General features: G+C 39.2%; 17 protein-coding genes and 1 pseudogene. 8 read left to right on the plus strand and 10 right to left on the minus strand.

What is annotated here, in order from left to right:
* Positions 1-52: 52 nt before the first annotated feature.
* Positions 53-958, minus strand: a complete 906-nt coding sequence (locus AN391_RS07285) for a MoxR family ATPase (protein ID WP_055014786.1) — start codon at positions 956-958, stop codon at positions 53-55.
* Positions 959-970: 12 nt separating this feature from the next.
* Positions 971-1,354, minus strand: a complete 384-nt coding sequence (locus tag AN391_RS07290; RefSeq protein ID WP_029772290.1) for a response regulator — start codon at positions 1,352-1,354, stop codon at positions 971-973.
* A 676-nt stretch (positions 1,355-2,030) separates the two neighbouring features.
* On the opposite strand from AN391_RS07290, the gene AN391_RS07295 reads away from it, so the two are divergent.
* From AN391_RS07295 to AN391_RS07320, 6 genes are all read left to right on the plus strand, one after another.
* Positions 2,031-3,353: a hypothetical protein gene (locus tag AN391_RS07295; RefSeq protein ID WP_082422682.1), complete on the plus strand. Its 1,323-nt coding sequence runs from the start codon at positions 2,031-2,033 to the stop codon at positions 3,351-3,353.
* 139 nt (positions 3,354-3,492) lie between these two features.
* Positions 3,493-4,797, plus strand: a complete 1,305-nt coding sequence (locus tag AN391_RS07300; RefSeq protein WP_055014787.1) for a sugar ABC transporter substrate-binding protein — start codon at positions 3,493-3,495, stop codon at positions 4,795-4,797.
* Positions 4,798-4,911: 114 nt separating this feature from the next.
* Positions 4,912-5,784, plus strand: coding sequence for a carbohydrate ABC transporter permease (locus AN391_RS07305; RefSeq protein WP_024033631.1), 873 nt, complete (start codon positions 4,912-4,914; stop codon positions 5,782-5,784).
* A 2-nt stretch (positions 5,785-5,786) separates the two neighbouring features.
* Entirely contained in the window at positions 5,787-6,617 is an 831-nt protein-coding gene (locus AN391_RS07310; RefSeq protein ID WP_004586533.1) for a carbohydrate ABC transporter permease, read from the plus strand.
* Between the two features lie 10 nt (positions 6,618-6,627).
* Positions 6,628-7,641 (plus strand): ABC transporter ATP-binding protein, encoded by a 1,014-nt coding sequence (locus AN391_RS07315; protein ID WP_055014788.1) that lies wholly within the window; start codon positions 6,628-6,630, stop codon positions 7,639-7,641.
* Positions 7,642-7,805: 164 nt separating this feature from the next.
* Positions 7,806-8,765: a sugar-binding transcriptional regulator gene (locus AN391_RS07320; protein WP_004586535.1), complete on the plus strand. Its 960-nt coding sequence runs from the start codon at positions 7,806-7,808 to the stop codon at positions 8,763-8,765.
* An 820-nt stretch (positions 8,766-9,585) separates the two neighbouring features.
* On the opposite strand, the pseudogene AN391_RS07325 reads toward AN391_RS07320, so the two are convergent.
* The 4 genes and pseudogenes from AN391_RS07325 to AN391_RS07340 all read right to left on the minus strand — a co-directional run bounded on the left by AN391_RS07325 (position 9,586) and on the right by AN391_RS07340 (position 12,911).
* Positions 9,586-10,274 (minus strand): annotated as a pseudogene (locus tag AN391_RS07325) (DNA/RNA non-specific endonuclease).
* A 973-nt stretch (positions 10,275-11,247) separates the two neighbouring features.
* On the minus strand, positions 11,248-11,820 hold the full coding sequence (locus AN391_RS07330; protein ID WP_055014789.1) for a tRNA-(ms[2]io[6]A)-hydroxylase: 573 nt from the start codon (positions 11,818-11,820) through the stop codon (positions 11,248-11,250).
* Positions 11,821-11,895: 75 nt separating this feature from the next.
* Positions 11,896-12,525 carry a sulfotransferase gene (locus AN391_RS07335; RefSeq protein WP_055014790.1) on the minus strand — a complete coding sequence of 210 codons (630 nt, stop codon included), beginning with the start codon at positions 12,523-12,525 and terminating at the stop codon, positions 11,896-11,898.
* Between the two features lie 11 nt (positions 12,526-12,536).
* Entirely contained in the window at positions 12,537-12,911 is a 375-nt protein-coding gene (locus AN391_RS07340) for an MAPEG family protein (RefSeq protein ID WP_055014791.1), read from the minus strand.
* A 119-nt stretch (positions 12,912-13,030) separates the two neighbouring features.
* Here AN391_RS07340 and AN391_RS07345 point away from each other — a divergent pair, with 119 nt between their 5' ends.
* Entirely contained in the window at positions 13,031-14,389 is a 1,359-nt protein-coding gene (locus AN391_RS07345; protein WP_055014792.1) for a DUF2254 domain-containing protein, read from the plus strand.
* On the opposite strand, the gene AN391_RS07350 is transcribed toward AN391_RS07345, so the two are convergent.
* The 3 genes from AN391_RS07350 to ggt all read right to left on the minus strand — a co-directional run bounded on the left by AN391_RS07350 (position 14,379) and on the right by ggt (position 18,874).
* Positions 14,379-15,107, minus strand: a complete 729-nt coding sequence (locus tag AN391_RS07350; protein WP_055014793.1) for an SIMPL domain-containing protein — start codon at positions 15,105-15,107, stop codon at positions 14,379-14,381. The two genes, AN391_RS07345 and AN391_RS07350, sit on opposite strands and share 11 nt — an antisense overlap.
* A 151-nt stretch (positions 15,108-15,258) precedes the next feature.
* On the minus strand, positions 15,259-16,953 hold the full coding sequence (locus tag AN391_RS07355; RefSeq protein ID WP_055014794.1) for an NAD-dependent malic enzyme: 1,695 nt from the start codon (positions 16,951-16,953) through the stop codon (positions 15,259-15,261).
* A 142-nt stretch (positions 16,954-17,095) separates the two neighbouring features.
* On the minus strand, positions 17,096-18,874 hold the full coding sequence (gene ggt, locus AN391_RS07360; RefSeq protein ID WP_055014795.1) for a gamma-glutamyltransferase: 1,779 nt from the start codon (positions 18,872-18,874) through the stop codon (positions 17,096-17,098).
* Between the two features lie 97 nt (positions 18,875-18,971).
* Between ggt and rrtA the strand changes: the two genes are divergently transcribed.
* Positions 18,972-19,565: a rhombosortase gene (rrtA, locus tag AN391_RS07365; protein ID WP_055014796.1), complete on the plus strand. Its 594-nt coding sequence runs from the start codon at positions 18,972-18,974 to the stop codon at positions 19,563-19,565.
* A 29-nt stretch (positions 19,566-19,594) separates the two neighbouring features.
* Here the strand turns inward: rrtA and AN391_RS07370 are convergent, their stop codons facing one another.
* The gene (locus AN391_RS07370) at positions 19,595-22,099 is read right to left on the minus strand and encodes a prolyl oligopeptidase family serine peptidase (RefSeq protein ID WP_055014797.1); all 2,505 of its coding nucleotides are present in this window, start codon (positions 22,097-22,099) and stop codon (positions 19,595-19,597) included.
* Between the last annotated feature and the right edge of the window lie 69 nt (positions 22,100-22,168).

Below are 22,168 nucleotides of genomic sequence, written 5' to 3' on the forward strand. Positions count from 1 at the left end.
TTTTAATGCGCCTAATATACTGACCTTTTTAGCTTTTTTTTTAAATAACACGTTAAACTGGCACAGCTACAGTTTTTAAAATTTCATTTACTTGCGCTTCGCCCGATTCGTTATGCAGACCTAATCGGTGCTGACACACGCTTGCAAATACAGCTTGTACATCGTCAGGGGTGACAAAATCACGCCCTTCAATAAATGCCCACGACTTAGTCGCTTTGGCAAGCGCCATACTTGCACGAGGAGACAGCGAGCCTGCAAATGCGGCGCTTTGACGAGTATGCGTTACTAATTCAATAATGTAGTCGAGCACAGGGCTACTTATCACAATTTGATTAATTATGGTTTGAATTTGCTGTAGCTGCTTAGCGTCTATTCTTTGCGGTAATTGGCTGTAGTCTCGCGGTTTAATGTTTAAAATAAGGTGTTTTTCAGCCTCTTTAGGAGGGAAACCTAAACTTATGCGCATTAAAAATCGATCTAACTGCGATTCAGGAAGTGGGTAAGTACCCGATTGATAAAGCGGGTTTTGCGTGGCAATTACAAAAAAAGGATTTGGTAACGTGTACTTACTGCCATCTACTGTAACTTGCTGCTCTTCCATTGCCTCAAGTAATGCACTTTGCGTTTTAGGGCCCGCGCGGTTTATTTCATCTGCTAATACAACTTGGCTAAAAATTGGCCCTTTATGAAAAGTAAAGGTGTGCTCATTAGCGTTAAATACATTGGTTCCTAAAATATCGGCAGGTAAAAGATCGCTAGTAAATTGTATACGCTGATACGACAGCCCTAGCACAGCAGCAAGTGCATGTGAGAGCGTAGTTTTACCCATACCTGGTAAATCTTCTATCAGTAAATGCCCTTCACTGAATAAGCAGGTGAGTGCTAGTTTTATTTGTTGTTTTTTTCCAAAAATAACACTCGATAAATCGTCGATAATTGCCGAAACAGTGTTTTGCATACTGACCTTATTTTATTCGCTTAGTTCGAGGCGCTTCATAACAGAATTAACTTTTTTAGCGTTAAAAGGTTTTTCTATAAAGCCTTTGGCACCTAATTCCCATGTGTTTTGCACGTTTTCAAGGGTGTTATGACCCGAGCACATAACAACGTGCGCGTGGGGGTAACTATCATTAATGTGTTCTAGAATATCAGAGCTTTCAGAGTCAGGTAAGTCTACATCCAAAAATATGACATTGGGTGATTTTTTATCAAGAAGGGGTTTAGCAGAAAGGTAATCGTTGCTTTCTAAAATATCTTCAAAGCCTAGCTCCGTTAATATTTGGTTTAGGTAGTCACGTATTTCCTTAACGTCATCAATAATAAGTATAGGCTCAAGCGGGCGCACAAATTCCATATGTTAATTACTTCTATTTATAATACATCTAAAGTAATTTAATTTTATGCTAAGCACTGTATAAGCTCAAGAAAGTAAATCAAAAAACAATCAATTAGCGCTTTAGTGCGCCTAAATCTGCCACATTCATTAAACACCCAAACCATTAAATTGGTTAACAATACCAATCCGCAATAATATTTAATCATTTTCAGGGGCTAAACGTGTCGCTATCTGCGTTAAAAAATTCTCATTTACGACTGCATGGATGCAGAAGGTAGAGCAATGCAGGAGCAATTGCCGAGAACAACTAAATAGCGAATTTTTTGCCTTGCCATCAACACGTTTATCCATCCTCAAAATAGATCACTTAATTATGCGGATTGGTATAAATGTTAAATAACGCGCTTCAATAGGCCTCTGTAGTCCAGTTTAAATAAGACTTTAGTCATAAATAGTAATTTTATTTTGAAATTCGAAACTATTAACCCCTTGTTTATAAATATAAATTTTTATAAATACGATTTCATGTAAATGTTTTGTAATAAAAGATGTTGACGTTACATTATTCATTTGTGATTATGCTCACTAGCTGAGCCAATGCTCATTGAGAAGTTTAAAAACACATTTTAGTAAAATGCTCATTTGCTTTAGCTGCACACTGAAAATACACAACACACTAAATAGAGAGTTCATTATGTTAAATAATAAGAAAGCTAAATTTGCGCTAACGTTAGTAGCAGCAGCGTTGGCGGCGCCAGCACAAGCAGATATGTCAGATTACTTTGACCGCCTTGACGTTAACTTTCTAGCAATGCAAAACTTTCAGTCTATTCAAGCTAAAGACGGTTCATTTCGTCCTGAAGATGAAGAGCAATCATCAGGTTTTGGGCGTATAAGAGCTAACTTAATGCTTAAGTTTCATATCAATGAATACATTACTGCCGACATTGATATAGCCGAAGAGCCAAACGATTTTGGCGGCGGCGACCGTGATTTTTCGTTTCATAATGACTTTGCAGGTATTGAATTCGATTTACTTGGCTTATACGGCACACCAAACGAAAACGAAAATTTAACGCTTCGTTTAGGTAATATTGGTGCCTCTCCATTTCAGTTTAAAGGTTTTCAAGATGGCGCTGATAACCAAGGTAATGCCTTAATTGGTAACGGCATTAACGACTACGCAACCGCAGAAAACGGTGCACAATTAAGCTACACAGAAACATTTGACAGTGGTGTGCTTCGTTCTTACAACGTGGCGGGTCATATTACAACATCAAGTTTTGGTGAAGCATTCCAAGAAGATAGAGGCTTTAACTACCGCTTACAAGGTACGTTAGAGTTTGAAGGTGGCTTTAAAGTTGGTTTAAATTACTTACAAGCTAACCAAGGCGACCAGCTTCGTTTTGAAAATGGCGTAGCAAGCTTAGATGGACTTACTACAACAAATTACCGTTTTGGTGATGGCGAAAACTATAACTTTTCGGCTTCTCCTTCAAGCGAACGTGATACTCACGTAGGTGTTATGCCAGGCCTTGATCAGTCTATCATTCAATTAAATTTAGCGTATCAGCCATCAGATCAAACCAGCATCATATTAATGTTAGGTAAATCGTCTGACGATTACACCTTTGCAGACTCTGCAGGTAACGCAGTGGCAGGTATTACCTACTTTGGCACAAATGGCGTAGCAGACGAAAACGGCACCACATTTGATTCAAACAGCGTAATTAAAGGCGAGAGCTCAGTAGAATATTACGCAGTTGAAGCGCAGCAATACATTATTCCTGAAAAACTTTACGTAGCCGCACGCTATGCAGAGTCAGAAAACACTTCCGATTTAATCAGCCAAAACGATAACACCGTTGAGCGCTTACAAGTAGCCGCAGGTTACTGGTTTACTGATTCAACACTATTAAAAGTTGAGTATGTAAACCAAGAAGAAGGCGCAAACTCAGGTGGTCAAATTGGCCGTGGTTTTGACGGTTTCACCTCAGAAATCTCAGTTAAATTTTAAATAGCTTACTAACTTACTGTTTGGTTTAAAGGTAATTTCAGCGTTGTAAATACGTTGAAATTACTCACCGCTTTATTTACTAAGGCGCTTTACAGTTATTTTTTAAGCGTCATTTAACATATTTATGAGGGTTAACCCGATGAAAACTAAATTATTAATGCTCGCGTGTTCAGTTATGGCTATTAACGTAGCCGCTAAAGAAACCATAACCATTGCCACTGTTAACAATGGTGACATGATCACCATGAAAGAGCTAAGCAATCATTTTGAAGAACAAAACCCAGATATTTCATTAAAATGGGTAACACTTGAAGAAAATATTTTACGTCAACGTGTAACAACCGATGTTGCCACAAAAGGCGGCCAATACGACGTAATGACTATTGGCACCTATGAAGTGCCAATTTGGGGTAAACAAAACTGGCTAACTGAGCTTGATAACCTAGGTGAAAATTACGACGTTGATGACTTACTACCTGCTATTCGCAGTGGTTTAACGATAGATAACAAATTATACGCGGCCCCATTTTATGGCGAAAGCTCTATGGTTATGTACCGTACAGATCTAATGGAAAAAGCCGGTTTAGAAATGCCAAACGCGCCTACGTGGAGCTTTATTCAAAAAGCTGCAAAAGCAATGACCAATAAAGATGAAGGTGTTTATGGCCTTTGTTTACGTGGTAAGGCAGGTTGGGGCGAAAATGTGGCTTTAATTACTTCAATGGCAAATTCGTTTGGCGCTCGTTGGTTTGATGAAAATTGGAAACCACAATTTAACACCCCAGAGTGGAAGGCTACACTCCAGTACTATGTAGATGTTATGAAAGAGTCTGGTCCTGCGGGTTCGTCAGCGAATGGCTTTAACGAAAACCTAGCGTTATTTCAAACGGGTAAATGTGGTATTTGGATTGATGCAACGGTTGCTGGCGCATTTGTAACCAATAAAAAAGATTCTGAAGTAGCTGATAAAGTAGGCTTTGCACTTGCACCTGATAATGGCCTTGGTAAACGTGGTAATTGGCTATGGTCATGGACACTTGCAATTCCTTCAAGCAGTAAAAAATCTGATGCTGCAATGAAATTTATTAGCTGGGCTACATCAAAAGAATACAGCCAATTAGTTGCCGATAACAAAGGCTGGGCAAAGGTACCACCAGGGACTCGCGCATCACTTTATGAAAACGAGCAATACATGAATGCAGCACCGTTTGCACAAATAACGCTTGATTCTATTAATTCGGCCGACCCGAAAAATCCTACTGTAAAACCCGTACCTTATGTTGGCATTCAGTTTGTGGCTATTCCTGAATTTCAAGGCATTGGCACGGCTGTTGGGCAACAGTTTTCTGCTGCACTTACTGGGCAAATGACTGTTGAGCAAGCGTTAAGCACATCACAGCGCTTAGTTGAGCGCACCATGCGTAAAGCACGCTACCCTAAATAAGTAGGCGGGTAAGTTAAATGCTTACCTCGTATTTTTCGTCAGCATTAGCATGTTATCTAGTAGCCGTTTGTCGTTGTTACTAAGGTTAATGCTGACTTTTTGAAGGTCACTGATATGGCAACTACACAGTCTCGTACGCTTGCACGCATAATGCTATTTCCTAGTGTAATTTTATTACTAGGATGGATGATAGTGCCGCTGTGCATGACACTCTATTTCTCATTTGTAGATTACAACTTACTTATTCCTGGTGAACGTGAATTTGTAGGCTTTTTAAACTACGAGTTTTTTTTAACAGATCCTGCATTTGTTGAATCCTTTTTTAATACCCTTTATTTAGTAACGGGTGTATTAGCTATCACTATTTGTGGTGGTATTGGTTTAGCTGTTCTCCTCGACCAAGCAATATGGGGGCGAAACTATGTTCGTATTATGGTTCTCGCCCCATTTTTTGTTATGCCAACCGTATCGGCTTTGGTGTGGAAAAACATGTTTATGAACCCTGTAAATGGATTATTTGCACATTTTGCAATATGGCTTGGGTTTGAGCCAATCGACTTTTTTGCACAAATGCCGTTGTTTTCAATCATTATTATTGTTTCTTGGCAGTGGTTACCGTTTGCAGCGTTGATATTACTCACGGCAATTCAATCGCTTGACCGCGAACAACTCGAAGCTGCCGATTTAGATGGTGCCGGGCCTTTTAGTAAGTTTTTTTACATAGTGCTACCGCATTTATCACGCGCTGTTACCGCTGTTATTTTAATTGAAACTATATTTTTACTGTCTATTTTTGCAGAAATTTTAGTGACAACCAGTGGCGGGCCTGGGTATGCATCAACCAACATTACCTACTTAATTTACACCCAATCGTTATTACAATTTGATGTAGGCGGGGGCTCAGCAGGAGGCATAGTTGCAGTAATTATTGCCAATATTGTAGCCATATTTTTAATGCGCCTTATTGGTAAAAACTTAGAGGGTTAATCATGGCTAGTGCAGCAAATAAAAAATCAAAACTAATTTATACCCTGGCAGCATGGACCATCAGTGGGATGATTTTTTTCCCAATTTTGTGGACATTAATCACCAGTTTTAAAACCGAAGCAGAAGCAATATCAGCCACACCCGCGTTATTTGCTTTTGATTGGACGCTGGAAAACTACCAAGATGTGTTAGCGCGCTCGCCGTATTTTGACCACTTTTGGAACTCAGTGGTTATATCACTAGGCTCAAGTTTATTGGGCTTATTAATAGCGGTACCAGCCGCGTGGTCAATGGCGTTTGTACAAACGAAAAAAACTAAAAACCTACTTATGTGGATGCTTTCTACAAAAATGCTCCCGCCGGTAGGGGTGTTAATTCCTATTTATTTACTCTTTAGAGACTTTGCTTTGTTAGATACAAAACTGGGCTTAGTTATTGTTATGACCTTAATAAACTTACCAATTATGGTATGGATGTTATACACCTACTTTAGAGAAATTCCGGGTGAAATTTTAGAAGCGTCACGAATGGATGGCGCAACTATTGGCGAAGAAATATTTCATGTATTACTGCCAATCGCATTACCTGGCATAGCCTCAACATTACTGTTAAACGTAATTTTGGCATGGAACGAAGCATTTTGGACACTCATTTTAACCGCTGCGAATGCCGCACCACTAACGGCATTTATTGCCAGTTACTCAAGCCCAGAAGGGTTATTTTACGCCAAGTTGTCGGCAGCTTCTGCCATGGCCATTGTGCCAATATTAATTCTTGGTTGGTTTAGTCAAAAACAATTAGTGCGCGGCTTAAGCTTTGGCGCAGTAAAGTAGGAGAACACACATGGGCAGCATCACACTAAAAAAAGTAACTAAAAGTTTTGATGAAGTAAACGTAATTAAACCGCTTGATTTAGAGATAAAAGACGGCGAATTTATTGTATTTGTAGGGCCGTCTGGCTGTGGTAAATCAACATTACTACGTATGATTGCCGGATTAGAAGACACAACCAGCGGCACAATTGAGATTGATGGCCAAGATGCAACACAGACGCCACCGGCAAAACGTGGCTTAGCTATGGTATTTCAATCATACGCTTTATACCCGCACATGAGTGTACGCAATAATATTGCGTTTCCACTAAAGCGTGCAAAAGTAAGCCCTGCTGAAATTGAAAGTAAAATAGCAAATGCCGCTAAAATACTCAATTTAACTGATTACTTAGACCGTAAACCAGGGCAATTATCGGGCGGGCAGCGCCAACGTGTAGCAATAGGTCGCGCAATAGTAAGGCAACCGTCGGCATTTTTGTTTGACGAACCGCTTTCAAATTTAGATGCATCGTTGCGTGTAAATATGCGCTTAGAAATTTCAGAGCTACACAAAAGCTTAGCTACAACAATGATTTATGTAACACATGACCAAGTTGAAGCAATGACAATGGCAGACAGAATTGCCGTATTTAATGGTGGCATTATTGAGCAAGTTGGTACGCCACTTGAGCTGTATCAGCACCCGGTAAATAAATTTGTGGCAGGCTTTATTGGTTCACCAAAAATGAACTTTATTGAAGTAGATAACGATAGCCATGCACAAACGCACAGTTTAGGTGTGCGTCCTGAGCACTTTGAAATTTCATCTGAGACAGGTACTTGGCAAGGTACTGTAGGCGTAATCGAGCATTTAGGTTCTGAAAGCTTTTTACATGTAACCATTGAAGGTGGCAGTACGGTTACAGTAAAAGCAGATGGCGATTGCCCACTAAAATATGGCGACACTATCTATTTAAGTGCGCCTGAGCACAAGGTACATAGATTTGATAAAAATGGGTTAACGATTAAAAACCCAACAGTTTAATCCGCTGTTTTAAACCAATACTTTAGAAATAGCAAATTTACCTAAAGTATTGGTTATTAAATTAATGTGACACTTCGGCATTTTATAAATGAATGATATATTTGCAAATATTATAAAATGATTTATCGCTAAAATTAAGCGGCTTATCAAAATAAGAGGTTTATGTGGCAAAGCTATCAAATACAGAAATACGTAAGCTCGATGATGCAGCTAGAGCAGGGTGGCTCTATTATGTTGCGGGTAAAACACAAGACGAAATTGCCAAAAAGCTCAATGTATCTCGTCAATCGGCTCAGCGTATGGTGGCATTATCTGTAAGCCAAGGGCTTATAAAAGTAAGGCTCGATCATCCTATTGCTAAATGCATGGATTTAGCAGAAAAAATTAAAAGCCGCTTTGGTTTAGACTCCTGTGAAGTAGTGCCAAGTGATGGTTCAGATCCAAACTCTACAGTGGGTTTAGCGCAAGCCGGCGCAGCTGAGATACAGCGCCATTTAAAATCGGAAACACCGAAAATTTTAGCTATGGGTACTGGGCGCGTATTACGTGCATGTGTTGATGAACTGCCAACGCTAGATTGTAGCCAACACAAAGTAGTGGCTATGCTTGGTAATATGGCACTTGATGGGTCGGCTTCACCTTATGATGTGGTTGTTAGAATGGCCGAGCATATAAATGCAAAGCATTACCCAATGCCGCTTCCTGTATTACCAAGAAGTGTTGAAGAGAAACAGCAATTGCATTCACAGCATAATATTACCAGTAACTTAAAATTGGCCACTCAAGCCGATGTGACTTTTGTTGGTGTAGGTAGCTTAGGCGAAAAATCGCCATTACATATCGATGGCTTTGTAGATGAGCAAGAACTAAAAGAGCTACAAAATTTAGGAGCTGTTGGCGAAATGATCAGCTGGGTTTACGACAAACGCGGCCAATTAATTGATTGCACTGTAAACCAACGCGTTGCCAGTACGCCATTAAAAATTGAAGGTAATAAACAAATTTATGCCATAGCTGCAGGTGAAGATAAAGTACTTGCGATACTGGGTGCAGTTAGATCAAATATGATCAGCGGTTTAATTACTAATGAATACACCGCAGAACGTATTTTAAGTATGGATTAGCCTAGGTTGTTTTAGGCAACTTTTTAAAACCTACGGTAAAGCTGGCTGAATGAGTTTTTATTTTCAAAAAGGAAACCTAACTGGCTTTTTTAAATACGAACAAACTTTGTATAAATTTAGGCATTTTAAAACGTGTTTAAAAAGTACTGTGATGAATGAACGTTGATGAAAATTACAATCTAAAAGCCTATGTGTTTAAAACTTTAAAGTAACCAACGCTTAAAGTACTTTGTGAGAAATACAGTCAGTAAAGTGCTGAGTGTAATGAATAATAAAAGCGTAATGATCAGGAATAAACTAAAAAGCATAGTTTGCTAAAAACAAACCTAATGTCCGATACCGTCTAGTATTGGACATAGCAGGAGTGTATTACACACTCCTTATTATAATATACATAACTACCTATAATTTATATTATGTTAAATAAGATAAATTATTACATAACCAAAGTAAGTAGCTTCTATTATTTGTGGTTAAACCCCTATTTTTGGTGTTTTGAGTAATACCGTTTAAAGTTGCTCTTTCAGTTGGTCATTTAAAACGTTATGAAAAACTTTTAACACTATTTACGCACTACATTTTACACCGATATTTTCGATAATATTTATGTAGCCATTTAATCTTATAAAGCCTAGCAATTACAAATTCCATCTAAACTCCCTTTATAAAAACTAATTGCCTTTATTTAAACAGACTCAAATTTTGTAACCCTCGTTTAACTTACTTCTACAAGAATTTATAGCGCTTCATATCAGGTTTAGTATAAGGCCTTAGATTTAAGTTTTTCAAAACCTAAGGCTTTAATCAAAAATAATATGACTCAGTTACAACCTAGCTCAGACCTTAAACCATACACTGATGATTCAATTGTATGTGCACTGTTATACGATAAGTTTGGCATTACATTTATACCAGAGCGCGATTCAACTTCATCAATACTTACTTCGGTATTACAAAAGTTATCACTGCGACTCGCTGTTTGCTCCATAATAAATGCCGACGTTTTAATTATGCTACCAGTTTGCTGCATAACAATTTTAAAATAGCCACTTGGAATGGTATGCGCTTCGTTAGCTTGTGGTAACTCTGCAAAATAATATTTGTATAATGGACCTGTTACTACATATAAATCATTTCCATTTCCTACGTGATTTTGCACTGCAGATTCAAGCCTAACCCATGGCCCTTGATTTAATGCGGATGATTGCGGCGTAATATTAGAAAGTAAGTTTGTTACTTTCCATTCAGCCGTTTTGCTAAAAGATACTAATGGAACTTTATGGCCTCTATCGGTATTTATTGTTGCATATGCATCGGTGTAATCATCGGGTTTAAGGGCGTGCCTGTCATTCGAGATTGAATTTGCAACAGTAAACTATAAATACTTCGCTCAATTGTATTGCCATTATCTAAACCTGTTGGGCAACCTTGTAAACAGTTGTCTGCACTTGCACTGTGCGCAAAACATAACCCTGTAAGTACTATTGATGCCTTTATTATTGTCTTCATTGTTTTATCCTCAATTAAATGAGGGTAAAAATTAGCAGTACATTATTACAGCAATATGTATCTAACTAATTGTTTATAAATACAATAATATCGTCTTAGGCTTTTGGTATTACTAATATAAGTCGCGAGTATACAGTTACCCTCGCCTTATATTTAACGCAATAACGTTGTTTGTAGATCTAGCGAATAAAGGGTTTTTTATATACCTACATGTATTATGTTAAATTGAGCTCTTTGTGGTTTTCTATGTGTAATCACCCTAACATAAAGCGTATACGCACACTTATAGCGTATAAATATTAATCAATTAAAAGCGATTTATACTTTAATGGTTTAATACTAAAAAATAGATGAAAACAAAAAAGCGGTTTGAGTAACCTAATTATATAAAAATTAATACAGCTCTAACGGCATGGTTTTATGTTCGTGTTAGCCAAAATGGTTAACTAGGCCTTTAAAACTAAGGTGTTTTGAAACTTTTTATCAGCGAAAAATTCACCCATTAACGAAGTTACTCGTACTAGTTTTTCATCCATTACTCAGTGCCCTGCTTTTTCGGTCCTAGTATGTGTTACGTTTGCTAATAATTGAACTAATTTAAGTGTGTAACCTCATAAAATCTGGGGTTCATGTTCTAAGTTTTTAAACTCACCTGTCATTATTTTTTTGCACTGGGCATTAAGGTACATCAGTATTTTTGAAGTATTTGATACACCATAGTTAAACAAATCGGGTGCAATAACTTTGTGTTATTTGGTAATGTGAAATAAAGGCGTGAACAAATGAAAGGTTTACAGCAAAGTTTATTGGTATGGTACACAACAAAGCTGAGCTGCTTTAATTTTAAAGGCGCATACTCAAATAAAGAATTAAAAATAAAAAGTATTTCAAGTCCTAATAACTATGTCCTTTAAACAAGGGCATAGTAAAAACCATACCCCAATTTATGCACAAAAAAGTGCCCTATTTATTCTTAATGCAGTGCAGCTGTAAAAGGAATACTTTTACAAATTTCAGCTTCTGCTACTAGTAGCTCTTCTAAACGAACGTCAACTTCTTCTTTATCAAAGTATTCGTACGCTAACTCTACAAATAAGTTTTTATGTTTCTCTTCTGATTTAGCTATGGCTACATAAAAGTCTTTTTCTTTACCCTCTGGTAATGCTTGAGCAACTAACGAAAAACGCTCGTGGCCACGGGCTTCTATTACGCCGCCAACCAATAATCTATCCATTAAAAATCCATCGCGGCCATGTCTAAATAAAGCACGTATTTGTTTGATGTACGGATCTTTTTTGTCATCGCCTAAGTTTGTATCGCGTTCTATAAGCAGTTTAAGCACTTGTTTAAAATGGATTAATTCTTCTAGCGCTAAATCGGTCATGGCTTTTACCAATTTACGTTTGTCTGGGTAATGAGACAGCATAGAAATAGCCATGCCCGATGCCTTTTTTTCAGCAGCGGCGTGATCTTGTAAAAATGTATTAAAGTCGGCTAAAACCGCTTCGGTCCATTCAAATGGGGTGTTGTATTTCAATTCAAACATTTTTTGTACTACTTAGAAAATTATGCGAGGATTTTAGCGTATTTGCCAGTAAAAATCTTGCAGCCTAGCGCAAAATTATCGCAAATAAGGTAAATGCTTATCTATGCGCCCTTTTGCTGTTGAGTCAATTTTTAAAGGGTGTTTTATATCGTTCCAGGCGGTCACTTTGCCGCCACTATTCATTTTTTCAAAGTCGGTGCGCTCGGCTTTAATAGCCAAAAACGCAGTGAGCTGAGCAAAACTTTGTGGATTAGCTATATCAATTTCTAAATAATCGTTATTACGGTGCTTAAAATACTCCCGCGCCTGTGTTAAATGGGTGTCGTAACACGTTGATAAATAATCATCATTGTTAATGTTATCAATAGTTAAGTCATTAAAGGTCGTTAAGTAACAACGTTTAATATGAATATTAAACCCGCCATCTGGGCGCGTTAAATTAGTGTACATACGCTGCAATAATTGCCTAATTGAGGGGATCCAAGCTGTTTTTTCGCGGACTAAATAGATAAATTTAGCGCCGGGGTAATGGTTATCTAATGCTTTGTAGTCATTAAATACAGGGGTATCGGCTATAGCTGTGGCATTTTCAAAACAATACGCGGTGTACGCGGTGTGCGCAGTGGCAATGCCAAACTCTAAAAAAGCGTGGCATACACTCGTGGTGCCTGTACGAGGAAGTCCAATTATAAATAGTTTACTCATAAGGCTATTACTTAACTATTTCGTGTTACAAGTAATATAAAGGCACTAATAACCATTACTAAAAAGGTGGCAATGGTCCCAATTTGGCGGTATTTAAGGTTCTTTTCAACTATGCCTAAATTGTGAAACACGCGCCCTATCAATAATGCGCCACCTAAAATATTACAATAATGGCTGGCAAGGCCCTGGTATTCGGCTAAAAAAAGCAAAATAATCGCAAATGGTACGTATTCCATAAAGTTGGCGTGAGCACGCACAGCACGTTGTAATTTAGTGTTGCCGTTATCGCCTAGCGACACTTGCTCACTGCGGCGCACTTTGATCACATTAAAACTTAAGTAAATATAATAAAACGCTAAAAGCGCAGCATACGTTGAGATTATCACGGTATTGTCCTGTTTTTATTTTTGGCAATAATAACATAGTTTTGCACAATCATAAGTTTACTTGGTAAGTATGCTAAAGTGTGTATTAGTTGAACTTAATAATGCAATTAAAGGAATTTATGTTTGTCCCACGCAAAGTAGCCGACCGCTACCGTGAAATGATCAATAGCATTGGCTTTTATCCTTCTGTACTCTCGGTTGGTTTTTTACTTTTTGCTGTTTTAACCATGTCGCTAGAATATATTGCACCTGTAGAGCAGCTTAAATCGTTTATATCTGTGATGTTAGTAGATAGCACAGAAAATGCCCGTACAATTTTAAGCACCTTAGCGGGTAGTATTATTTCGCTTACCGTATTTAGTTTTTCTATGGTGATGGTGGTATTAAATTCGGCCAGTGCCAGTTTATCACCACGAGTTGTACCTGGGCTTATTACCCGAAAATCGCATCAAATGGTATTGGGCTTTTATTTAGGTAGCATAATTTACTCAATTATTATGCTCATTAATATTAATAAGCTCGAAGGCGGCGACACGGCTATTCCATCGCTTGGGGTGTTGCTGTCTTTGGTGTTTGGCTTAGTGTCGCTTGGTTTGTTTGTATTTTTTATTCATTCAATATCTAAAGCTATTCAAGTAGATAATGTACTTAATGGTTTATTTAGCCAAACAAAACGCGAAATTAAAGCCATTGTTGATAGGCAATCAGAAAAGCCATTCACTGACTTTCCTGATTTTACACAGTGGCACTCAGTTAATAGTACGACCGAAGGGTATTACAAAGGCGTACACACAGATAAATTATGCGCCATATTAGCCGAGGAAAACATTCGGGTGTATATCTCGGTAAACCAGGGCTATTTTACCGTTAAAGGCTATCCTTTTTTAAAATGTGACAAAGACATTTCTAATAACGATGAGCTAATAGCTAAAATTTTAGATTGCTTTATTTTTTATATAGAAGAGTACATTAGCGATCATTACCGTTATGGTTTAACGCAAATTTCAGAAATTGCCGTAAAAGCGATGAGCCCAGGTATAAACGATCCCGGTACAGCGGTTAAATCGATAGATATGCTAAGTATTTTATTAATTGAGCGGCTGTCGCTTAACGATATAAACTATTCGTTTAAACACAGTGACAATGCCCCTTTGCTCTTTATACACGAAACCAGTTTTGATGAGTTGTTACACGATAACTTTACGCCACTGCGCAATTACGCAAAAGCGGATGCGTATGTGATGACGAACGTTTTAGAAGCTTTTAAAAATATATTGTTTGTGGCGCATAAAGATGAAGATGCACGAAATAGCCTATTTAATTACTTAATCGCCATAGTCGATGACATAAATGAGCATGTGAGTAACGAATATGATAGACAAGAAATTACCAACATGCTCAATGCTATAGCCCGTATTAGCAAGCCTCAAGGGGAAAAACTAGTGGCTCGTTTTACAAACCAACAGACTAGTCAATAATATAAACCGCATAGCTTGACGCAGTTATTTTAATTTCTCCAGCATGATACGCATCAGGAACAAAATTCCCTGGTGCACTATCTGCCACCATCATGGTTTTTTCTGCACGGGTATAAGGCTGCGCAGGTACGTTCATTGGGCTAAGTGACGCCGTATACAGCCCTTTTAGTTCAACACCATAATCTGTACTTAATTCTTTGGCGGCTTTACGGGCATCTTTAATGGCCAGCTTTTGCGCTTGTTTGTGTAGCTCCTCATAATTACTCGCTAAAAACTGAGTTTGGTTTATTTGGTTAATGCCATTATTTACTAAGTTTTGTAACAACTGAGGGTATTTTTCCATTTCAGAGAGTTTAACGCTTAACGTGCGTGATACCCTAAAGCCTTTAAACTCTTGATTACCCGATGTGCGGTTATATTGGCTTTCACGATTTATAGAAATATGCCCTGCATTAATATTAGCGTCTTTAATACCCAGCTCTTTTACTAATTTAATTGCTTTGGCCATGGTTTTATCGGCTTTGTTTTTAGCATCAATTAGGTCTTTATTTATTTCTACAATGCCTACGCTTAATTGTACGTAATCAGGCATAGTGGTAACGGTTGCTTCACCTTTAACATAAATATGGGGAGCGTTAGGCGTTGAGTTTGCATGCGCAGCAAGGCTTAAGGTACTTAAGGCAATTGCGCTACTTAATATAAGAATGTGTGTTTTCATTGCATTATCCATTGTATTTCGTTGTCTCTATTAAAGAGCCTACGTGGTTAACAATAAATGAACAAGCACAAAAAAACAGGCAATTGCCTGTTTTTTATAACGGGCTGTAACACAGTGTACAGCCTTATTTACTTTACGTGACTCAGCGTAATTAAATGCTACAACGTTTGTAGTTACGGTATTTAGGTAACCAGTAATTTTTGTTAATAGCAGCCCACAGTGCATCATCGCTAATCTCTAGCGCTACGCCCTCTTCGATTGCTTTTTTAGCTACTGCAAATGCAATACGCTTACTTAATGTTTCAATTTCGGTAAGTGCAGGTAATAAGCTGCCTTTGCCAGTGTTTGCACGAGGTGATGACTCAGCAAGCATTTCACTGGACATACTCAGCATTGCATCAGTAATGCGTGTTGCCTTTGCTGCAATTACACCCAGACCAATACCTGGGAAAATATAACTATTATTACATTGTGGAATTGGGAACTCTTCACCATTAAATTCTACTGGCTCAAAAGGACTACCCGTTGCTACAAGTGCTTTACCTTCAGTCCATTTAATAACATCGGCTGGGTGTGCTTCAACCTGCTTAGATGGGTTACTTAATGGGAATATAATCGGTTGCTCACAGTCTGAGTGCATAGCGCGGATAACTTGCTCAGTAAATAAGCCCGGTTGCCCCGATACACCAATTAAAATATCAGGTGCTGCACAGTGCATTACATCTAATAATGAAGCGTATTCGCCGCTGTAAGTCCAATCACTTAAAGCCGCTTTTGGTTGTGCTAGTGCTTGTTGGAAGTCGCGTAAGCCTTCCATGCCTTCTGTTAGTAGGCCAAAACGGTCAACCATAAATACTTGGCTGCGCGCTTGCGCTTCGCTAATGCCTTCAAATACCATTTGGCTAATAATTTGTTCAGCAATACCACACCCGGCTGAGCCTGCACCAACAAATACTACTTTTTGCTCGCTAAGGGTTGAGCCTTTAACACGACACGCAGCTAATAAAGAGCCTACCGTTACCGCTGCTGTACCTTGAATGTCATCGTTAAAGCTACAAATTTCGTTACGGTAGCGTTTAAGTAACGGCATAGCGTTTGGCTGTGCAAAATCTTCAAATTGCAGTAATACATTTGGCCAGCGACGTTTAACTGCTTTAATAAATAAGTCTAAAAACTCATCGTACTCATCTTGCGCTATACGCTTATGACGTGCGCCCATGTACATAGGGTCGTTAAGAAGCTTTTCGTTGTTAGTACCTACATCAAGCATTACAGGTAATGTGTACGCTGGGCTAATACCACCACACGCTGTGTAAAGTGATAATTTACCAATAGGAATACCCATGCCACCAATACCCTGATCGCCTAGGCCTAAAATACGTTCACCATCGGTAACCACTATTACTTTTACTTTGCCTTTGGTAGCGTTGCGAAGGATATCGTCAATTTGATAGCGATCTTCGTACGAGATAAATAAGCCACGTGCACTGCGGTAAATATCTGAGAATTTTTCACACGCATCGCCAACGGTTGGCGTGTAAATAATTGGCATCATTTCTTCAAGGTGATCACGCACTAAACGATAGTATAGCGTTTCGTTGTTATCTTGAATGGCACGTAAGTAAATATGCTTGTTTAAGTTATCGTTAAAGCTTGAATACTGCTGATAACAACGCTCAACCTGTTCTTCAATTGTTTCAAAACGTGGCGGAAGCAAACCGGCAAGGTTAAAGTTTTCGCGTTCTTTTTTACTAAACGCACTGCCTTTGTTTAAAAGCGGGGTTTCAATTAGGCCAGGGCCAGAGTAAGGAATATAAAGGTAGTTAGGATCAGTATTAGTTGTCATATTTCCAGGCTTTAACGGAGTCTTAAGTTATGATCTGCCATTATCATTGTAAAAGGTTAAATTGCAATGACAATTCAGCTTGTCAGACCATTGAGAGAAAACACATGCAGGCATCACTGCCTGCATGGCTATTATACATAAATTAAAATTTGATAGTGGCGTTTTTGTCAGTTAAATCCGACAAAGCAACCCCTTCGCGACGCGGGTCGGCACCGCCATACAATTTATTATCTTTGACCTCTACCGCATGTAAACCAGAGTTTAAATCAAGTACACGCACATTATGGCCGCGTTTAGTTAATTGCGGTGCTATGGCTTCAAGCGCGGTGCCTTTTTCAAGGCTAGTGTAATCGTTACGGTTGGTGGTTCTTGGCAGGTTAATCGCCTCTTGGGCCGATAAGTTCCAATCCAGTACACCAATAACCACTTGCGCCACATAATCAATGATACGGCTGCCGCCTGGCGAGCCAACCACTAAACGTAAGCTGCCGTCGTTGTTAAACACCATTACCGGCGACATAGAGCTGCGTGGGCGTTTTCCCGCTTCAACGCGGTTAGCTACTAATTTGCCGTCAATACGTGGCGAAAGCGCAAAATCGGTTAATTGGTTATTTAAAATAAAGCCATTAACCATCACCGTTGAGCCAAACGCCATTTCAATTGAGCTGGTCATAGATACGGCATTACCAAAGCTATCTACAATGGATACGTGAGAAGTTGATGGCAACTCAAAAGAATCATCTTTTGCGTAGCTTAAATAGCCTACGGGGTTACCTGCTACTGCTTTTGTGTCTTGCTCAGTAATAAGCTTGGCGCGTGATGCAATGTACTTTTTATTTAACAGCTCTTTGGTAGGCACTTGCGTAAAATCAGGGTCGCCCATGTACATATTACGATCGGCAAATGCTATGCGTGAGGCTTGGCTAAAGTAATGAATTGCCTCTTCGCTATTAGGCTTAAGCGCACTTATGTCTTTGTGTTCAAGTAAGCCTAAAATTTGTAATACCGCTACACCTCCGCTACTAGGTGGGGCCATAGAGCACACATTATAAGCACGGTATTTAATACACACAGCATCGCGTTGCTTGCTTTTATAATTAGCCAGGTCTGATTCGCTTAATGTACCCGGTGCAATTTTTGAATTTTGCACTGCGTTTACCATTTGTTTAGCGTTATCGCCTTTATAAAATGCATCAATGCCTCGTTTAGCAATGTCTTTGTATAAATTTGCTAAAGGCTGATTTTTTTTAATAGTACCGGCTTTAATTAACTTCCCATTAGGGTAAAAGTACTCGTTAATCACCGGCATGCTCATTACACCTGGGTTTAATTGGCGAGCCAATAACCCGTGTAAACGTGGCGACACCTCAAAACCCTGCTCGGCCAGTTTAATAGCGGGTTTAAATAACTCGCTCCAAGCAAGCTTACCGTATTGTTGATGCGCGTTTGCAAAGGCGTGCAAAATACCTGGCACACCTACAGAGCGACCGCCAACAACCGCCTCAATCCATTTAACGGCTTTACCGTGTTTATCTAAAAACAGGTTTTCGTCTGCATTTTGCGGTGCGGTTTCACGGCCATCAAAGCTAGTGAGAGTGTTATCGGCTTTGTTGTAGTACATCATAAATGTACCACCACCAATGCCCGACGACTGTGGCTCAACTAAGGTCAGAACTAATTGCGTTGCAATTGCCGCATCGACTGCGCTACCGCCTTTGGCTAGAATTTGCTGCCCTGCTTGCGAGGCATAAGGGTTGGCTGCGGCAACCATGTATTGCTCACCTGTGACTAATTGCTTTTGTACAATTGAGGTGGTGGCTTCTGGCTCGCGAATTTCTACTTTGGTAGGTTGTTTGGCTATTGTTGGCAGCGTTACTGCAAACAAACCAATAGTAAATAATGACTTAAGTTTAAAATGCATAAAAATACTAAAAACACTTAATTACGTAGTTGTATTTGGCATCTTAAAGTTAAACGGGCACAATATGCAAAAATTTTGACTAAAAAAATACAATAAAATGCTTAATTTACCGCTTCAACCTCGTTATTTACTTCCACCATTATTTTTGATGCTTTTTAGTATTATTTTTGCTGCATTTGATTTAAATAATTTACTTGAATTTAACCGAGCGCTCATTGAAAACGGCGAAGTTTGGCGGGTGTTTACCAGCCAATTTGTACATGCTAATTGGGTTCACTTAGGGTTAAACGCATTAGGTGTATTTTTAATTTGGTTACTTCATGGTGAGTACACATCGCCTGGGCGTTATGCCTTTAATGTGTGTTTTTTAGCCCTTTGGTGTGGGCTAGGCGTATTATGGTTCTGCCCAGCCATATCTATATATACGGGGTTAAGTGCCCTATTGCATGGTGTCATTATTTGGGGAGCGGTGAAAGACATTACCCTGTCGCTTAAATCGGGTTATTTGTTATTTATAGGCGTGTGGATAAAAATAATAATGGAGCAAGTAAACGGCCCCGATGCCACTATAGGTCAATTAATTGATTCAACCGTTGCTATTGATGCACATTTAATTGGCGCTGTTGGCGGCACATTGCTTGCCTTCCCATTGTTAACTAGCTACGTAAAAAATAAAACGCCACTTAATTAAGTGGCGTTTTTATACGTTTTATAAGCTATTTACAGGGTTTCTTTAAATAACTTATAGATACGGCGGTATTCATCTAACCAGCTTGATGGCTGCACAAAGCCATGCGGTTCAACTGGGAAAATAGCCGTTTCAAAGTTTTGTTTCTCAAGTTCAATTAATCGCTGTACTAAACGAACTGAGTCTTGGAAAAACACATTATCGTCAACCATAGGCGCGTTAATTAATAAGCGCTTGTTTAACCCCTCAGCGAAGTAAATTGGTGAGCTGCGCTCATACGCAATAGGGTCTACATCAGGGTGGTTTAAAATATTAGCCGTGTAAGCGGTGTTGTAATGTGCCCAATCGGTTACTGGACGAAGTGCTGCCCCCGATTGAAACAGCTCAGGTGCAGTAAATAGTGCCATAAAGGTCATAAACCCGCCGTATGAGCCACCGTATGTACCTACTGCGTTGGTATCAACATTGGCGTTTTGCGCCATCCATTTTACGCCATCTGCCAAATCTTGCGTTTCAGGTGTGCCCATTTGACGATAAATGGCAGTACGCCAATCGCGACCGTAACCTTTAGAAGCGCGGTAATCCATATCCATCACTATGTAGCCTTCATCGGCAAGTAATGAATGAAACATAAACTCACGAAAATACACAGACCAACCCATGTGCGAGTTTTGTAAGTACCCTGCGCCGTGGTTAAAAATAACCGCTTTACGGGTTTTGCCTGATTCACCTTCTACATAGTCACTTGGGTAATACACTTTTGCGTAAATTGGCTGGTCGGTATGACTCGATGGCACAGCAACAATTTTAGGTGCGGTGAGCTTTTTAGCTAAAAACTCCTCCGATACAGTGTAAGTTAAACGCGTAGCTTGTGTATTTGCTTTAGCATCGGCAACATAAAGCTCTGTTGGCATTGTAATTTTAGAGTGCTTAAGCAGCAATTTACTTTCATCCGGGCTTAGCGTGTAGTCGGTCATACCGTTTAGATCAGTAATTTGCTCATTTTTACCTGTCTGCGGGTTAACACGGTAAATTTCGTAAAGGCCTGGGTGCTCTACGTTTGCCTTGTAATAAATAGCACTGTTATCGTGCGTTAACGTAATGTCCGATACTTCAAACTGGCCACTCGTTAAAGCGGTTGCTTTGCCATTAAGGGGTTTTTTGTAAAGCTGGCTATAGCCCGATTCTTCTGAGAGGTAATATAAGGTGTTGGAATTATGTAACCAGCCAAAATTGTTAAACGCGTAAGCTATCCACGCATCATCATGTAAGCGGTGCTGCGATACAAGCTCGTTTTTATCAAAGTCGATTGTGGCTATCCAGCGGTCTTTGTTATCCCATGCTTCTAGCATAATAGCGACTTGTGTGCCGTCATCATTCCATACTATGGGGGCTTGGTTTAAACCCCAATTAGTGATTAAGTTAATGCCACGTGGTGACTTTTTAGATTTATACGTTTTACCCTCTCGCGCGTAGTTTTCTTTTTTAACCTCAGCTAAAACATCTTCATCAAAGCCCGGTAGCGTATCAAAGCTCAGTGGCGTTTGTGTTTTATCTACAAGATTAATGTGTATTACACGTGATGTTTGCTCTTTTGCATCAGCAACACGACGGCGCACTTTTTTAGGCTCAATGGTGGCATCATCGGTGATGTAGTTAGGCATAATATCGCCTTTATCACGCCAAGATTGCTGCTTTTGCAGAACAACAATTAAAGCATCGCCGTTTGGAGATAGCTGCGCTTCTTTAATGACGTTGCCATCACCTAAGTAAAAAGCAGTGTTAGCAATGGAGCTATTTTGCGCGTTTATTTGCTCATTGCGTGTTTGACTGTCCTGTTTGTTTTTATGCTGTAGCGCCACAAATTCAATTAGTTTGTGCTGCTCTTTGGCTAGGTAACTACTTGGCTCTTGTAACCCTTTTGGTTCATCTGCCAATTTTAAGTTAACAAGCTCTGTAGTTAGCCCTGTTTTTAAATCAACTTTAAAAAACACATTACCTTGGCGGTAAACTAAATCACCATTATTTAAAAACTGTGGTTTAGACTCGGTTGCAGAGGTAGCCGTTATTTGTTTAAGTTCACCTGTCGTTAGGTTTTTAACAAAAACATTGCCTTTAAACGTATAAGCTTGAAGTGTTCTATCAGATGAATAAACCGCTTTAGAAGCGCCTATGGTATGTAGCTTATCCAGTGATACCTGTTGAGCATTTTTACTATTAATTTGTTGGCTATAAATATCGTTTAGGGTGCTGCCTTGCTGCTTTTGAGCATAAATAATGCTAGTTGAGTCACCTGCCCAGTAGGCATTTTTAGGCTGGTTACCTATCCAATCTGGGTTTGCCATGGCCTGTTCTAAGGTAATATTTTGTGAGCCGGCATCAGCAGGTGTGTTTACAACCGCTGCAACGGGAGTTGCTTGTAAAGCGCTTTGCTGTGATAAAGAGGTATTAGCGGTAGCACTACAACCTGTAAGCATAATGCTTGAGGTTACAGCAAGCGCTACTAATGTTTTTGATGACGATAAGTTAAAAATCATAGTGCTTCTGAACGATTATTATAATTGAACCGTATTTAAGCAGAAGCACTTGAGTTATTGCAATTTTTT

This window comes from Pseudoalteromonas sp. P1-13-1a, assembly GCF_001401875.1.
GTDB lineage: Bacteria > Pseudomonadota > Gammaproteobacteria > Enterobacterales > Alteromonadaceae > Pseudoalteromonas.

Excerpts from the sequence above, each read along its gene's own strand:
- AN391_RS07285 (WP_055014786.1), bottom strand. The coding sequence starts at position 958 with ATGCAAAACACTGTTTCGGCAATTATCGACGATTTATCGAGTGTTATT.
- AN391_RS07290 (WP_029772290.1), bottom strand. The coding sequence starts at position 1,354 with ATGGAATTTGTGCGCCCGCTTGAGCCTATACTTATTATTGATGACGTT.
- AN391_RS07295 (WP_082422682.1), top strand. The coding sequence starts at position 2,031 with ATGTTAAATAATAAGAAAGCTAAATTTGCGCTAACGTTAGTAGCAGCA.
- AN391_RS07300 (WP_055014787.1), top strand. The coding sequence starts at position 3,493 with ATGAAAACTAAATTATTAATGCTCGCGTGTTCAGTTATGGCTATTAAC.
- AN391_RS07305 (WP_024033631.1), top strand. The coding sequence starts at position 4,912 with ATGGCAACTACACAGTCTCGTACGCTTGCACGCATAATGCTATTTCCT.
- AN391_RS07310 (WP_004586533.1), top strand. The coding sequence starts at position 5,787 with ATGGCTAGTGCAGCAAATAAAAAATCAAAACTAATTTATACCCTGGCA.
- AN391_RS07315 (WP_055014788.1), top strand. The coding sequence starts at position 6,628 with ATGGGCAGCATCACACTAAAAAAAGTAACTAAAAGTTTTGATGAAGTA.
- AN391_RS07330 (WP_055014789.1), bottom strand. The coding sequence starts at position 11,820 with ATGTTTGAATTGAAATACAACACCCCATTTGAATGGACCGAAGCGGTT.
- AN391_RS07335 (WP_055014790.1), bottom strand. The coding sequence starts at position 12,525 with ATGAGTAAACTATTTATAATTGGACTTCCTCGTACAGGCACCACGAGT.
- AN391_RS07345 (WP_055014792.1), top strand. The coding sequence starts at position 13,031 with ATGTTTGTCCCACGCAAAGTAGCCGACCGCTACCGTGAAATGATCAAT.
- AN391_RS07350 (WP_055014793.1), bottom strand. The coding sequence starts at position 15,107 with ATGAAAACACACATTCTTATATTAAGTAGCGCAATTGCCTTAAGTACC.
- AN391_RS07355 (WP_055014794.1), bottom strand. The coding sequence starts at position 16,953 with ATGACAACTAATACTGATCCTAACTACCTTTATATTCCTTACTCTGGC.
- ggt (WP_055014795.1), bottom strand. The coding sequence starts at position 18,874 with ATGCATTTTAAACTTAAGTCATTATTTACTATTGGTTTGTTTGCAGTA.
- rrtA (WP_055014796.1), top strand. The coding sequence starts at position 18,972 with ATGCTTAATTTACCGCTTCAACCTCGTTATTTACTTCCACCATTATTT.
- AN391_RS07370 (WP_055014797.1), bottom strand. The coding sequence starts at position 22,099 with ATGATTTTTAACTTATCGTCATCAAAAACATTAGTAGCGCTTGCTGTA.